Annotated in this window: 13 protein-coding genes; 2 read left to right on the top strand and 11 right to left on the bottom strand. The window is 54.9% G+C overall.

The features are described from left to right. Nucleotides 1-4 precede the first annotated feature (4 nt). From ACQ0MK_RS03765 to ACQ0MK_RS03785, 5 genes are all read right to left on the bottom strand, one after another. The gene (locus tag ACQ0MK_RS03765; RefSeq protein ID WP_430474874.1) at nt 5-1,660 is read right to left on the bottom strand and encodes an MFS transporter; all 1,656 of its coding nucleotides are present in this window, start codon (nt 1,658-1,660) and stop codon (nt 5-7) included. 156 nt (nt 1,661-1,816) lie between these two features. Beyond that, complete coding sequence (locus tag ACQ0MK_RS03770; protein ID WP_430474875.1) at nt 1,817-2,269, bottom strand: SRPBCC family protein; 453 nt, start codon at nt 2,267-2,269, stop codon at nt 1,817-1,819. Beyond that, nucleotides 2,269-2,679, bottom strand: a complete 411-nt coding sequence (locus ACQ0MK_RS03775; protein ID WP_430474876.1) for an ArsR/SmtB family transcription factor — start codon at nt 2,677-2,679, stop codon at nt 2,269-2,271. The genes ACQ0MK_RS03770 and ACQ0MK_RS03775 overlap by 1 nt, the downstream gene beginning before the upstream one ends. A 33-nt stretch (nt 2,680-2,712) precedes the next feature. Next, nucleotides 2,713-3,366, bottom strand: coding sequence for a LysE family translocator (locus ACQ0MK_RS03780; protein WP_430474877.1), 654 nt, complete (start codon nt 3,364-3,366; stop codon nt 2,713-2,715). A gap of 76 nt (nt 3,367-3,442) precedes the next feature. Beyond that, nucleotides 3,443-4,267 carry an alpha/beta fold hydrolase gene (locus ACQ0MK_RS03785; protein ID WP_430474878.1) on the bottom strand — a complete coding sequence of 275 codons (825 nt, stop codon included), beginning with the start codon at nt 4,265-4,267 and terminating at the stop codon, nt 3,443-3,445. Between the two features lie 73 nt (nt 4,268-4,340). Here ACQ0MK_RS03785 and ACQ0MK_RS03790 point away from each other — a divergent pair, with 73 nt between their 5' ends. Continuing rightward, nucleotides 4,341-4,622, top strand: coding sequence for an ArsR/SmtB family transcription factor (locus tag ACQ0MK_RS03790; protein ID WP_430474879.1), 282 nt, complete (start codon nt 4,341-4,343; stop codon nt 4,620-4,622). Between the two features lie 165 nt (nt 4,623-4,787). Here ACQ0MK_RS03790 and ACQ0MK_RS03795 read toward each other — a convergent pair whose 3' ends face one another. From ACQ0MK_RS03795 to ACQ0MK_RS03815, 5 genes are all read right to left on the bottom strand, one after another. Continuing rightward, the gene (locus ACQ0MK_RS03795; protein ID WP_350040564.1) at nt 4,788-5,084 is read right to left on the bottom strand and encodes a HigA family addiction module antitoxin; all 297 of its coding nucleotides are present in this window, start codon (nt 5,082-5,084) and stop codon (nt 4,788-4,790) included. A 14-nt stretch (nt 5,085-5,098) separates the two neighbouring features. Continuing rightward, nucleotides 5,099-5,395: a type II toxin-antitoxin system RelE/ParE family toxin gene (locus ACQ0MK_RS03800; protein ID WP_430474880.1), complete on the bottom strand. Its 297-nt coding sequence runs from the start codon at nt 5,393-5,395 to the stop codon at nt 5,099-5,101. A 206-nt stretch (nt 5,396-5,601) separates the two neighbouring features. After that, nucleotides 5,602-6,297 (bottom strand): FadR/GntR family transcriptional regulator, encoded by a 696-nt coding sequence (locus tag ACQ0MK_RS03805; RefSeq protein WP_430474881.1) that lies wholly within the window; start codon nt 6,295-6,297, stop codon nt 5,602-5,604. 56 nt (nt 6,298-6,353) lie between these two features. After that, nucleotides 6,354-7,196, bottom strand: coding sequence for an amidohydrolase family protein (locus ACQ0MK_RS03810; protein WP_430474882.1), 843 nt, complete (start codon nt 7,194-7,196; stop codon nt 6,354-6,356). After that, nucleotides 7,193-8,236, bottom strand: coding sequence for an NAD(P)-dependent oxidoreductase (locus ACQ0MK_RS03815; protein ID WP_430474883.1), 1,044 nt, complete (start codon nt 8,234-8,236; stop codon nt 7,193-7,195). The genes ACQ0MK_RS03810 and ACQ0MK_RS03815 overlap by 4 nt, the downstream gene beginning before the upstream one ends. Before the next feature lie 559 nt (nt 8,237-8,795). Here ACQ0MK_RS03815 and ACQ0MK_RS03820 point away from each other — a divergent pair. After that, nucleotides 8,796-10,754 carry a diguanylate cyclase domain-containing protein gene (locus ACQ0MK_RS03820; protein WP_430474884.1) on the top strand — a complete coding sequence of 653 codons (1,959 nt, stop codon included), beginning with the start codon at nt 8,796-8,798 and terminating at the stop codon, nt 10,752-10,754. A 98-nt stretch (nt 10,755-10,852) separates the two neighbouring features. Here the strand turns inward: ACQ0MK_RS03820 and ACQ0MK_RS03825 are convergent, their stop codons facing one another. Continuing rightward, nucleotides 10,853-12,772: an ABC-F family ATP-binding cassette domain-containing protein gene (locus ACQ0MK_RS03825; protein WP_430474885.1), complete on the bottom strand. Its 1,920-nt coding sequence runs from the start codon at nt 12,770-12,772 to the stop codon at nt 10,853-10,855.

The raw sequence follows: 12,772 nt of genomic DNA on the forward strand, positions 1-12,772 counted from the left end.
TCTCCTAATCGATGGTGCCCGACACATAGGCGGGCTGTTTTATGGTCGGATCAATCACGGCATCGCCGTCCGCCCCGTCATCGTCATTGGCGTCATGACTGTCGCTGGTGTCACAGCGTGCATCGCGCAGCGCAATCAGGGTGCCAATGGCCGATAGAACCATCAAAATGGTGCAGATGATCGAAATGACCTGAAGCCCGTCGGTAAAGGCGGCGCGCGCTATGGGCAAGATATCGGACGACAGGGCCACAGGAAGATCGGTCAGCGCATTGACCGCCCCGCCCAGTGTGCTGCGAATGGCATCTGCGGCCGTGGCATCAATGTCTGATGGCACGGCATCGATCATGACACCGCGATAGATGGCGGTGCCGACACTGCCCAAAATGGCAATGCCAAGTGCGCCACCAAGCTCGGCACTGGTTTCGGACATGGCGGCGGCCGATCCGGCCCGATCCGACGGGGCAGAGGCCACGACCATATCGGTGCAGATCATGGCAACCGGTGTGATGCCCAGTGAAAAGATCGTTGCACCGGCGACAAGCATATAGAGACTGACAACACTGCCCGGCCAGGACAACATGCCAAAGCCAAGTGCTGTCAGGATCAGGGCGGCTGTCATGACCTGTCCCGGCTTATAACGGCCGATCAGAACCGGCGCGCCCATCGATCCGACGATCCCGGCGATGGTTGCGGGCAACATCGATAGCCCGGCCTGAATGGGGGTAAGGCCGATGACAAGTTGCAGAGCCTGGGACAAGAACATGAAAAAGGCCATCCCGGCAAAGATCACTGCCGTTTGAATGACAATAGGAAGTGCGATGGTTTTCTGTTTGAGCAGATCCAGATCAAGCAACGGGTCGGCCAGTTTGCGCTGACGGCGAAAGAAAACCCACGCCCCAAATAGACCAAAGACAAGGGACGCAAGCGCATCCATGCCAAAGCCATAAGCGGCAAAGACCTTGACCCCGTAAATGATGGCAAGAACCGAGGAAAGCGATAGGGCGGCACTGAACAGGTCAAGCCGGCCAAGGCTTTCGGCCTTATGTTCGGGCAGCAGGATCGGGGCGACGATCAACAACAGCGCCATCACCGGCACATTGAGCAAAAATACAGCGCCCCACCAGAAATAGCTCAGCACCACACCACCCAGAAGCGGCCCGGCCGCCGTGCCAACCATGAAGGTGGTCATCCATGCGGCAATGGCAAAGGAGCGTTCCTTGTCATTGTGAAACATGTTGCGGATCAGCGACAGGGTAGAGGGCATCAAGGTTGCCCCGGCAACGCCCAGCACACCGCGGGCAAAGATCAGCATTTCCGGCGTATCGGAAAAGGCGGCAAGTACCGAGGCCGCACCAAAGCATCCACCGCCAATCATCAGAAGTTTGCGACGACCGATCCGGTCGCCAAGGGTGCCCATCGTGATCAGCGATCCGGCGATGAAAAAGCCATAGATATCGACAATCCACAGCAATTGGTCGCTGGTCGGGTTGAGGCTTGCGGTCAGATGGGGCACGGCAAGATGCAGGACCGTCATATCCATGGCGATCAGAAGGCACGGCAGGGTCAGAACCAGAAGGCCGATCCATTCCTTGCTGGTGGCCTTGTCACCAGTGGCGGCGGTGCTGTCTATTGGGGCGTCGGGTCGGGTCGGGGCGCTCATGTCTTGTGTTTCCTAAAGTTTCTTCTGTGGTGACGTCAGAGTGCGACAGATTGGGGCAGTCGCGGGGTTTCGGGGATTTAAGGTGTATCATCCAGTGTGATGCTGTTTGAATGCGGGGCGATGGTCGGATCTTAACCATAGTTAAGGTCAAGAATATTATTTGCCTGCTGCGCAAAAGGTTTCGAGTTTGTCCAATGTGCTGTTCCAGCCGCCTTCGTGACCGTCGCGGGCGGCCTGATCGGCGAATTGTTCGTGATGCAGAACAAGGATGGTTGCCGTGCCGTTCGCATCCGGTGCAAGGGTAACTGTGACGTGGGATACGCGTTCGGGCATGGTGATCCATTGCCAGCTAAAGGACAGCAGGCGGTTGGTTTCAACCGCATCATAGGTGCCGCTGACATCATGAATTTCCCCATCTTGGCCGGGTTCCTTGAACCGGATGCGGAAGCCGCCGCCAACCCGGAGATCGACATTGGCATCAATCATTTCGCAGTCATGTGGCGACCACCATTGCGCAAGTTTTTGCCCATCGGTCCAAGCGGTAAAAACCGTTGCCGGTGGGGCGGCAAGGCGGCGTCGGATCGTCAGGCTTGGTTTTTGTCGTTCCATTACAGGGCCTTTTTTGCAGTTGGCTTAGGCCGCTTGCGCCGTTTGGGCGATTTGGCCGTTTCAGGATCAGGATCGGCATCCGGGGTGGCTTCGACAAAGGCGGCAAGCCGGTCGAGGCGTTCAGTCCAGAAATGTTCATAGCGCGCCAGCCATTCCATGGCGTGTGACATTGGTTTGGCCTGAAGCCGGATGCTGACCGTGCGCCCGGTTTTTTCACGTGTGACCAGCCCGGCATCAGACAGAACATTCAAATGTTTCATGACCGCAGGCAGCGACACATCAAACGGCTGGGCAAGCGCGCTGATGGACAAGGCGTCTTCACCTTCGAGCCGGGCGAGCAATGCCCGGCGCGTCGGATCGGCCAGGGCTGCGAAAATGTCGTTCAATTCGGCTTCTTGATACTTAACCATGGGGTTAAGTGTTTATCCATTCAGAACGCGCTGTCAATCATAAGTTGTTAGCCCGAGCGTGATCATGCCCTGCCATGCGGTCAGAAGGGCAACGCCGATAAACAGCAGCCCCGCCGCACGCCCGATGAAAATCGTTGCCCCCGGGTTGCCGGTCATAAGGGTCCGGCTGGTTCCCGCAGCAAGGGCAAGCCCGCCATATACGGCAAGCTGCACGAGGGCGGTCATGATGCCCATGACAAGGGCCTGTGACCAAAGCGGGCCGTAATGGGGGCGGATGAATTGCGGATAGACGGCGAAAATGAACAAGTAGGCTTTTGGATTGAGGATGCCGGTAAACATACCTTGTCGAAAGGCAATCCAAAGCGATGCGATTTTGGCCGCCCGGATGCGGTCGACTGTGATGCTGCTTTTTAAAAGTGTGATGCCGATCCAGACCATATAGGCCGCCCCGACAAACAGCAGGGCATTTAAAAGCCAGGGGGCGATGGCCAGCAGCGCACTGATGCCAATTGCGCCGAGTAGCGTGTGATAGACCCCGCTCAGCATGATGCCGGCGGTGGCCGATAACCCGGCGCGTTTGCCGCCGGTCAGGGAATTGGCAATGACAAAAAACATGTCCATGCCGGGCACAATGATGATGCCCGAAAGCAGGATGAAGAACAGCCAGAGATTTTCAGCATATGTCATGGGGTGCTCGTTGTTTATCAGCCGAACCATTTGATCGGCGGAGATAAACTAGCAGTGCGCTCCTGACAGGCTCATGTCAGGAATAGTTATGTGCCAGCTGTTTCAGTACTGCGGCAACGATGGCTTCTGGTCGGTCTTCCTGTACCAGATGTCCGGCGCTGGGAATGGGGACACAGGCGGTGTCAGAGATCAAATTTGCCAGTTTTGGGCCTGTTTCATAGGGGATCCAGTCGTCCTGTTCGCCCCAAAGGACCGTGACGGGACATTCCATCGTGCTGTAAAGGCCCTGTACCTCATCAGTGAAGCGTTGATCCATTTGGGCGATCTGACGGTAAAAGGCGGGCTGACCGACGGGGCCGAGCCACGGCGCGCAATAGATGTTTAAGGCATCTTCGGACAATGGATTGAAGGCCGCGGTTTGCAGATAGGCCCGCAGAAGTGCGCGGTGCATATAATCAGGCATCCCGGCAAAGGCGGCTTCGTGGGCGCGGACATGCTGAACAAATGGGGAGCCCCACGGGGCCAGCGCAACCGCATCAAAGATTGTCAGGGACGCATAGCGTAGACCATTGAGGTAATAGGCCCGTAAGGCCGTGGCACCGCCAAAATCATGGGCCAGCATATCCGGGCGGCCAAGGTCGAGTTCCTGTACCAACGCGGCGAGAACATTGTTTTGAACAGCCAGCGAGACATCCTGACCGTCGCGCATTTCCGACTGGCCATAGCCGACCAGATCAAAATAATAGACGGTGCGGTGGTCGGCGATTTGTGGCGCGATCCGACGCCAGACCTGCGACGAAAAGGGGGTGCCATGAAGGGCAACAAGTGGCGGCCCGTTGCCAATGCAACCCCATTTGATGGCATTTCCCGCGACGTTCAATGTGTTTGGCAGTTCCAGCATAACGATCTCATATTGTCATTTAGCTAAATAACGATATGATTGATCGATGGACAGGTCAATACAGATTAAAGCGATGGCCAGCGAGGTTCGGATGTCGATCCTTCGGCTGCTGGCGGAACCGCAAAAGCATTTCAAAGATCAATGGTCGGCCGACCCGGTGGCATTCGGGGTGTGCATGACCCTGATTGCCAAGGCGCTTGGCGTCGCACAGCCCACCGCGAGCCGGCATCTTGATATCCTTAGGCAGGCGGGGTTCATTACCGTCAAGAAGCATCAGAAATGGTCATATTGCCAGCGTGATGATCGCGCGATTCAAGAGTATATTACCTGGCTGCAAACCGAGCTTTCGGCCTAAGAGAAAGGGGGCATGACGTCTTAAAAAAAGGGGACAGTCCCCTTTTTCTTATGTCATGGGGCGCTCGTTGTTTATCAGCCGAACCATTTGATCGGCGGAGATAAACTAGCAAGACGCTCCTGACAGGCTCATGTCAGGAATAGGCGTGAGGACGAGAAATATTTATCAGGCAGCAACCGGGCGCGCACGTTCGATGCGTTCGCGGCGATCCGGGATGTTCAGGGCATCCCACAGGTCATTGCGGGTTTGGGTATTGATCCAGAATTCAGCGCTGTTGCCAAAGACGCGGGCGAGAATAAGGGCGGTATCGGCGGTGATCCGTCGGCGATTGTTGCACAGTTCGTTCACATGCTTGCGCGGGACCCCCATGGCGTCGGCCAAGGCGGTCTGGGTCAGTGCCATCGGTTCCATGAACTCGACGGTGAGCATTTCACCGACACTGACGGGTTTTCTGGTTGTCATGATCATGGTGCGCCTCATCGATAGCTGTGGTTGTCGAGGTAAAGATCGGTGGCTTCGCCTTTGGCGTCATCCCAGCAAAAGATCAGCCGCCATTGGCGATTTATTCGGATAGAATGATAGTCCGCCAGTTTGCCCTGCAAGGATTCGAAATGGTTGCTGGGCGGTATGCGTAAATCGTTGCTGCATGTGGCATCGTCGATCAACTGCAATTTGCGGAACAGCCGGGCATCAATATCGGCCGGGATTTTCTTTTCCGATTGATCCATGACGTAAAATGTCTCGAGCCACCTGTCCCGAAAACTTCCGATCATCCAGCTTTCTCCATCGCATATGCACCATTGTACCACTCCATGGTACAGCCATCAATGATGATGACTGGAATTTATGCGATGTGTCCGCCTCGCAGCTTTTCCCGGTAATTGATCCGTGTCTGTATGCCGATGCTGGTTGTTTATCACGCAGCAATCGAGGGCGTTATTGCTATGTGCGTCGGATTTTTGCTTTTTGCTTTCCGCACCTAATTTGCCATCGTTTCGATCCGGCTTAGGATATCTTCGCGGCCTTTTTCGATGAGGTGGAGCATTTCCTGACGGCTGCGTGCCGGATCGCCTGCGGCAATGGCATCGGCAATTGCCCGATGATAGGGCAGGGTTATGCGCATGTTTTCGGGCAGAAGGACTTCCGGTGACAGCATGGCATCGAAAAAGTTATCGAGCATCGGCTGCATATGCAGGATGAACTGGTTGCCGGTTCCTTGCAAAATATGCCGGTGAAAAGCATGGTCGGCGACGAACCAGTCGCCTTTGCCATTTAAGGCCGCTTCCATCGCATCACAGCAATCATACAGGACAGTGCAGTCGAAATCGGGGTTTGATGCGCAAATTTCAACCGCAATCGTTTCAATCGCCGCCCGAAAACGTGCCATATCATCAACGAAGGTCTGATCGCGGCTATAGCGGAACCGCCATGCCAGAACTTCGGGGTCAAACAGGCTCCAGCCCGACAAGGGGCGGACAATGGTGCCGGTCTTGCGGCGGACTTGCAGCATACCCTTGGCAACAAGGGTGCGGACAGCTTCGCGCACGACAGTTCGCGAAATGCCCAGCTCGTCACCGATCTCGGCCTCGTTCGGCAGAATGTCCCCGACAGTATAGCGCCCGATCATCAGCCATTTGGCAATGGTTTCAACGGCGTCTTGATGGAGCGAGCGCATAGCTGTCCTAGTTTGCCGGTCTGTCACATGCATTCAGAGACTTCTTCTTTTTGCGGTTATGCTTTGGCCGTGGCGGTGTCAAAACCATAAAATTCTTGTGGATTGTCGCACAGGATGCGCTGTGCGATGGCTGTGTCGGGTGCCCAGTCCTGTAGCAATTCAAGAAGATTACGGTCATTGGGGCGGGGCGTGGTCATAAGATATGGCCAGTTCGACCCCCACATCATCCGTTCTGGCGCATGGTCAACAAGCGCAGAGGCAAGGGCTGAAACATCGTCATATCGGGGGGCGCCAATACGCGACACTTCATAAGGGGCGGAAAGTTTGACCCAGACGCGCCCGGTATCAACGAGGCGTAGCAGACATTGAAACGCCGGGTGGTCGGGGGTTACGGGATCAAGGAATTTGCCGATATGATCAATGACAATCCGTCCGGGCCAAGAGAGAATTTGTTCGGTACGGTCGGGCAGGGTGCGCCCGTCGAGTTGCACCTGAACGTGCCAGCCATATGTATTGACCCGTGCGGCAATCCGGTCAAGCTGATCCCAGCGAAGGATACCGCCGGGCAGCATGTGAAACCGTGCGCCGCAAAAACCGGCCTGTGTCAGATTGGACACCATGGCGTCGCTGACCGTTTCGTCAATGATCGCAACGCCGCGCGTGTCATCAGAGCCAAGCGCTTTGATGCCATCGGCGGTGACGCTGTTATCGGTGCCATAGGCGTTTGGCTGAACAATGACGGCACGGGTAAGACCAAGTGCGTCACGCATCGCCCGGTAACGGGGGGCGTCATCTTCTTCTGGGGCGGCAAGGGCACCGGGGAGCGTTGGTGCGCCCTTTTTGAAAACGTGGATGTGGGTGTCGCAGGCCCCCTTTGGGACGATCATGTCACTGGTCATATCGTTCCCTTGTCGTTGCTGGTGTCGATGCGGGGGGATGAAGGGGCGGCAAAGCGTTCGTGAAGCCGACGTGCGGCAGAGACATTTACCGCTTCGTCCGGGAATTGCTGCTGTGCGAGCTGTATGACCTGCGAGACGACATGCATGGCTTGGCCTTCGCTGGCTTGCGGGGTTTGTCCGCCAATATGGGGGGTCGCAATAACATCTTCCCGGCTGGCAAGGCATGGGGCCGGGCATTGATCCGCCGCGCTGCCAACATCCATTGCCGCGCAGGCGATCAGTTTTTTATCGAGTGCCTGTTCCAATGCGGCTTCATCGACAAGCTCGCCGCGGGCGAGGTTGATCAGCATTGCGGTCGGTTTCATCATGGAAAATGCCTTGGTCCCGAACATCCCGGCAGTTTGCGGGGTCGAAGGGGCGAGACACACCACGAAATCCGAAGTACCAAGCAGGGTGTCAAAGGCAACATCCGTGATGCCGTCGGGCAAGGGCCCCGGTGCCGGGTCGGTGATGATAACCTTCATCCCAAGGGCCTGTCCCATGGTGGCGAGCTGCCGCCCGATGACGCCAAATCCACAAATCCCGAGCGTTTGCCCAGATATCTGGTTGCCCATGGGAAGGCTTGGTTTTTGTCCCGAACGATATCCGGCAACCGCCCGACTGATGCCGCGCGCGCCATCGATTATAAAGCCGAGTGCAAGTTCCGAGACCGATGTTGCGAATGTCGGAATAGATCGGGTTACCAGCACACCATGCTGAGAAGCGGCATCAACATCAATCGTGCTGATGTCAACGGCACAGCGCATGACAGCAAGGGTATCAGGGGAGGATTCGAAAAACTGTTTGTCAATGGCGGTTTGCCGATCGGCAATGACAAGATCGCATCCCGCAGCCGCACGGGCCAAAGCCGCACCGGCGAGCACATTATCGGTCGGATTTAGCACAAGATCACAATGCCGGGCCAGTGCCGTGCGGACGGTGGGTGGGAACTGCAATGACAGTGCCGTCGGGGTGTGGGTCAGGAAAACGCGCAACATCATGAACTTTCAGGTCAGAGTTTCAGGCAAGAGCATGGCGTGCCTTTGGACCGGGTGTCTTAATTCGGTGTGTGTTGTCTGGATGAAAACCGTCAAACAGGTTTGATATCAGGGCAAAAACGGGTTGTTGGTTCTGTTGCTGTGGTACGGCTTCATCGCGATTAATCATACATATTATGTATGATGTAATTAAATATGTAAATAATTAGAACAAGTGGGGTTAAGCCTTCGGAGGACAAGGGGTTTTCTTGTCATAAAATGATGAAAACCCGACAGGGGATGCGCCGTCGTGTTTATAGGAAGTTGACGTCGTTGCAGATCACGGACGGTTTGCGAATCCGCTGATTTCTGGTTCGGTCAGTTTTGATGTCTGAAACATAAAAATGATTTTTGTCTTTGAAAACAAACAGTTTTCTTGAAAATACGCGAAGTTTTCTTGAGTCTTGATCCTCATGGGATAGGATGGAAGGTCTTCATCCTTATGGATATTTGCATACGTCTGTTATGTGTCCTTCCGCCAAAGAGTTTATATGCTCCTTCTTACCCAAGGACCCAAATAGCGATGATCAATTTTGGACATATCAAGTCGTTTCTGGTGTGTTTTGCGCCGCTGAGTGCTGTTTTCCTTTCTGTTATCGGCTTTCTTGCGTGGGAAGGTGGTTCGGCCCGAGAACGGGCGATTGTCGATGACCAGCGCTTTACCCTTGAAAAGTCGATTTCGATCTTACGTGAACGTATCGAAGTTGTTGTATCGGACCTTTTGATTTTATCAGAAAGCCGGGATCTGGACGCCATTATCGAAGGGCGTGCCGATTACACCCAACTGGCCGGCGAGTATGCGACATTTTCCTTGCGCCGTGGTGTGTATGACCAAATCCGTTTTATTGATAATGATGGAATGGAAGTGGTCCGGGTTAATTATGGTAGTGGTATTCCATTTTCTGTGCCCTCGCGTGAACTTCAAAACAAAGCGGATCGCACCTATTTCACGCAGGCCCGCAACGCATCACGCGGGACGATTTACATTTCAGGCATTGATCTGAACGAAGAGTTCGGCGAAATCGAAAAGCCGATCAAACCCGTGATACGTCTGTCTGCGCCGGTCTTTGACAGATTTGGCGAACGTCTTGGGGTTGTTGTTCTGAACTTGCGGGCGGCACCCATCCTGCAGGAAGTGATTTCATCGCTGGCCCTTGATGGCGCAAAGCCATTTGTCCTTGATAAGAACGGGAACTGGATACTTGGCGGGCAAGAAGGCGAAAACTGGGCCCAGGAACTGACCGGTCAGGAGGTCGTCATCGCGGATCGGTTCCCCGATGCGTGGGAAAGCATGCAGCGGGGTACGGAAAGTTTCCGTGATGATAGCGGTTTTTATTCCGTACAGCAGCTTGACGTTGCTGATTTGCTGCTTGCGCGCAATGCAACGCGGTCTCTTTCAGTGATCTATGGTGATGATGATGGCCAAGAAAGCCGTCTGAGCCTTTATATCGGGGCACGGCTGCCCCCTGAGATTTTAGATGAACGTCTTTGGTCAGAGCGGGGCATGCTGATCATTGTGTCGGGCGCCTTTATCTTGTTGATCACGATTGGCAGTGCGGCCTATGCGTGGACACGTCAGCGCCAGATTGTGGCAAGTTTCGATGCCCGCCTGTCAGAACAGGTGTTGCGCGCTTCGAAAAACAGCGTTGTAGTTGCCGATCAAAATGGTTTGGTCTTGAAGGTCAATCCCGGCTTTACCGCCATGACCGGCTATCTGCCCAACGAAGCGATTGGCAAACCGCTTTCCTTCCTGCGCGCCGAACGTGAAGATGCGCAGCATCTTGATGAAATTCTGATGGCGGCACGTGCGAACGGCATTTGGGAAGGTGAAGTCCGCAATCGTCGCAAAGGTGGGGATTTCTTCTATTCCAATATTGTGGTCAGTGCGATTACCGACCCCGGCAGTTCACAAGTTAACTTCGTCGAGATGGGGCTTGATATCTCACGCCATATGGAAAATGCGCAGGAACTTTGGCGCCAGGCCAACCATGATGCCCTGACCGGTCTTCCGAACCGCTTGCTGTTTGAGGATCGTCTGGAAGTTGCCTGTGGCCATGCCGAGAACGAAGGCCATTCGATCGGCTTGTTATTTATCGATCTGGACGGGTTCAAGCCGATCAATGACCGCTATGGCCATGAAGTGGGGGATCAGGTTCTGCGCAAGGTTGGCGAACGGATCAAAAACACCATTCGTCAGGGCGATACCGTCGCCCGTCTTGGCGGCGATGAATTTGCCGTGATTGCCGATGATGTCAAAGGACATGAGGAAGCCGAATGGGTGGCGCAGAAAATTGCGGCATCGATCCAGCGTGACATGGAAATTGGCGGGCTGAATGTATCGGTCGGGGCCAGTATCGGGATCGCTGTTTTCCCGCAAGATAGTCGGGAAACGGTCGCACTTCTTGGCCTTGCAGATGATAAGATGTATCAGCAAAAGCGGGTCAGGAAGTCGGTGGAAGAGCGGAAAAATATACCTTCTTGATGACGGGTTCGCGTTAAACGCCCCTAAAAAAGGACAGGCTGGATTTCTCAGCCTGTCCTTTTTGTTTTCAGAAGTTACTGAAAGCTGCGAGGCCGCGATCAGGCGACCATCGCGTCATATTCTTCCTGCTTTTCGATCCATTTTTGTTCGATCATGGCAAGGTCGTTTTCGACTTTGGAAAGCTCTTGGCGGGTTTTGGCGAGCTTGTCGGCGTTGGCGTCTTCGTAGAGCGATTGATCGGCCATATCGAGTTCGATCTTTGCCTTTTTGGCTGACAGCTTTTCCATGTCGGCTTCAAGCTTTTGAACTTCGCGTTTGACCGGGGCGGCGACTTTGCGTTTTTCAGCGGCCCGTTGGCGTTCGGCCTTGCGGTCGCGTTTGGCGTCTTTGCCGTTTCCTTTGCCATTGCCGTCACTATCATCGCCGCCGTTTTTATTGGCACGGCGTTCCATGCGGGCACGGTCGAGAAGATACTGACGGTATTCAGCAACGTCGCCTTCAAAGGCGGAGACTGTGCCATCAGAAACAAGGACGAGACGATCCGCACAGGCTTCGATCAGATAGGGATCGTGGCTGATGATGATCACTGCACCTTCATAGGCATTCAGCGCATGGTTGAGCGCATCTCGGCTGTCGATGTCCAAGTGGTTGGTCGGCTCATCGAGGATCAGCATATGCGGCGCATCAAGCGTCATCAGCGCAAACAAAAGCCGCGCCTTTTCACCACCGGAAAGGTCTTTGACCTTGGTGTCGCCTTTTTGGCCTTCGAAGGCAAAGCGGCCAAGCTGAGCGCGGACTTTATGTTCGATCACATCGGGCATTAAGGATGCCATGTGCTGATACGGCGTTTCATCACCGCGCAGCTCATCGGTCTGGTGCTGTGCAAAATAGCCGATGCGCAGTTTGTTCGATGACGCCTTTTCACCCGACATCAATTGAAGACGGTCGGCCAGAAGCTTTGCCAGGGTCGATTTACCGTTACCATTAGCACCCAAAAGCGCGATGCGGTCATCCATATCAATGCGCAGGCTGATATTGCGCAAGACCGGATTGCCTTCGGAATAGCCAACATCGCCCTCGTGAATGTTGATCAGGGGCGGTGGCAGTTCCTTGGGACTTGGGAAGTCAAACGAAATGCTGCGATCTTCGACAACAGCAATTGCCGGGCCCATTTTTTCAAGCATCTTGATACGGCTTTGCGCCTGTTTGGCTTTGCTGGCCTTGGCGCGGAAGCGATCAATGAAGGATTGCAGGTGCTTTTGCTGGGCGATCTGTTTGTCGTAATGCTTAGACGCCAGTTCCATCTGTTCGCGGCGGGTCTTGGCGAATTTATCGTAATTGCCGCCATAAAGGGTGACCGTGCCATCATGGAGATGGGCAATGGTTTTGACTGCGCGGTTCAAAAGGTCGCGATCGTGACTGATCAGAATGATCGTGCCGGGATAGTTGATCAGATAGTTTTCAAGCCAAATGGTGGCTTCAAGATCAAGGTGGTTGGTCGGTTCATCAAGCAGCAACAGATCAGGGCGCAGGAACAGGGTGGCAGCAAGGGCCACACGCATCCGCCAGCCGCCGGAAAAGTCATCGCAGGCGCGTTGTTGTGCATCGGCGTCAAAGCCAAGACCCGAAAGGATGGATGCTGCACGCGCTTCGGCGGTATGCGCATCAATATCGGCAAGACGGGTATGGACTTCGGCGATCCGGTTGGGATCGGTTGTTGTTTCGGCTTCGTCAAGCAGGGATGCGCGTTCGGTATCGGCGGCCAGAACGGTTTCAAGCAAGGAACGGCTACCAGAAGGCGCTTCCTGGGAGACAACCCCCATGCGGGCGCGCTTGGAGAGGCGCACATCGCCGCCATCGGTTGCCAGTTCCCCGGAAATCAGTTTGAGCAGGGTGGATTTACCCGCGCCATTGCGCCCGATCAGGCCAACTTTGTGCCCTGCGGGGATGGTCAAGGAAACCTGGTCAAGAATGACGCGGCCACCAATGCGATAGGTGAGATCGGTAATTTGGAGCAT

Source organism: Thalassospira lucentensis (assembly GCF_050516545.1).
GTDB classification, from domain to species: domain Bacteria; phylum Pseudomonadota; class Alphaproteobacteria; order Rhodospirillales; family Thalassospiraceae; genus Thalassospira; species Thalassospira lucentensis_C.

Bases quoted from the DNA above. Each gene is read 5' to 3' on its own strand.
- ACQ0MK_RS03775 (WP_430474876.1), bottom strand. From the start codon at position 2,679: ATGGTTAAGTATCAAGAAGCCGAATTGAACGACATTTTCGCAGCCCTG.
- ACQ0MK_RS03795 (WP_350040564.1), bottom strand. From the start codon at position 5,084: ATGACAACCAGAAAACCCGTCAGTGTCGGTGAAATGCTCACCGTCGAG.
- ACQ0MK_RS03790 (WP_430474879.1), top strand. From the start codon at position 4,341: ATGGCCAGCGAGGTTCGGATGTCGATCCTTCGGCTGCTGGCGGAACCG.
- ACQ0MK_RS03770 (WP_430474875.1), bottom strand. From the start codon at position 2,269: ATGGAACGACAAAAACCAAGCCTGACGATCCGACGCCGCCTTGCCGCC.
- ACQ0MK_RS03825 (WP_430474885.1), bottom strand. From the start codon at position 12,772: ATGCTCCAAATTACCGATCTCACCTATCGCATTGGTGGCCGCGTCATT.
- ACQ0MK_RS03820 (WP_430474884.1), top strand. From the start codon at position 8,796: ATGATCAATTTTGGACATATCAAGTCGTTTCTGGTGTGTTTTGCGCCG.
- ACQ0MK_RS03810 (WP_430474882.1), bottom strand. From the start codon at position 7,196: ATGACCAGTGACATGATCGTCCCAAAGGGGGCCTGCGACACCCACATC.
- ACQ0MK_RS03785 (WP_430474878.1), bottom strand. From the start codon at position 4,267: ATGCTGGAACTGCCAAACACATTGAACGTCGCGGGAAATGCCATCAAA.
- ACQ0MK_RS03815 (WP_430474883.1), bottom strand. From the start codon at position 8,236: ATGATGTTGCGCGTTTTCCTGACCCACACCCCGACGGCACTGTCATTG.
- ACQ0MK_RS03800 (WP_430474880.1), bottom strand. From the start codon at position 5,395: ATGATCGGAAGTTTTCGGGACAGGTGGCTCGAGACATTTTACGTCATG.
- ACQ0MK_RS03780 (WP_430474877.1), bottom strand. From the start codon at position 3,366: ATGACATATGCTGAAAATCTCTGGCTGTTCTTCATCCTGCTTTCGGGC.
- ACQ0MK_RS03765 (WP_430474874.1), bottom strand. From the start codon at position 1,660: ATGAGCGCCCCGACCCGACCCGACGCCCCAATAGACAGCACCGCCGCC.
- ACQ0MK_RS03805 (WP_430474881.1), bottom strand. From the start codon at position 6,297: ATGCGCTCGCTCCATCAAGACGCCGTTGAAACCATTGCCAAATGGCTG.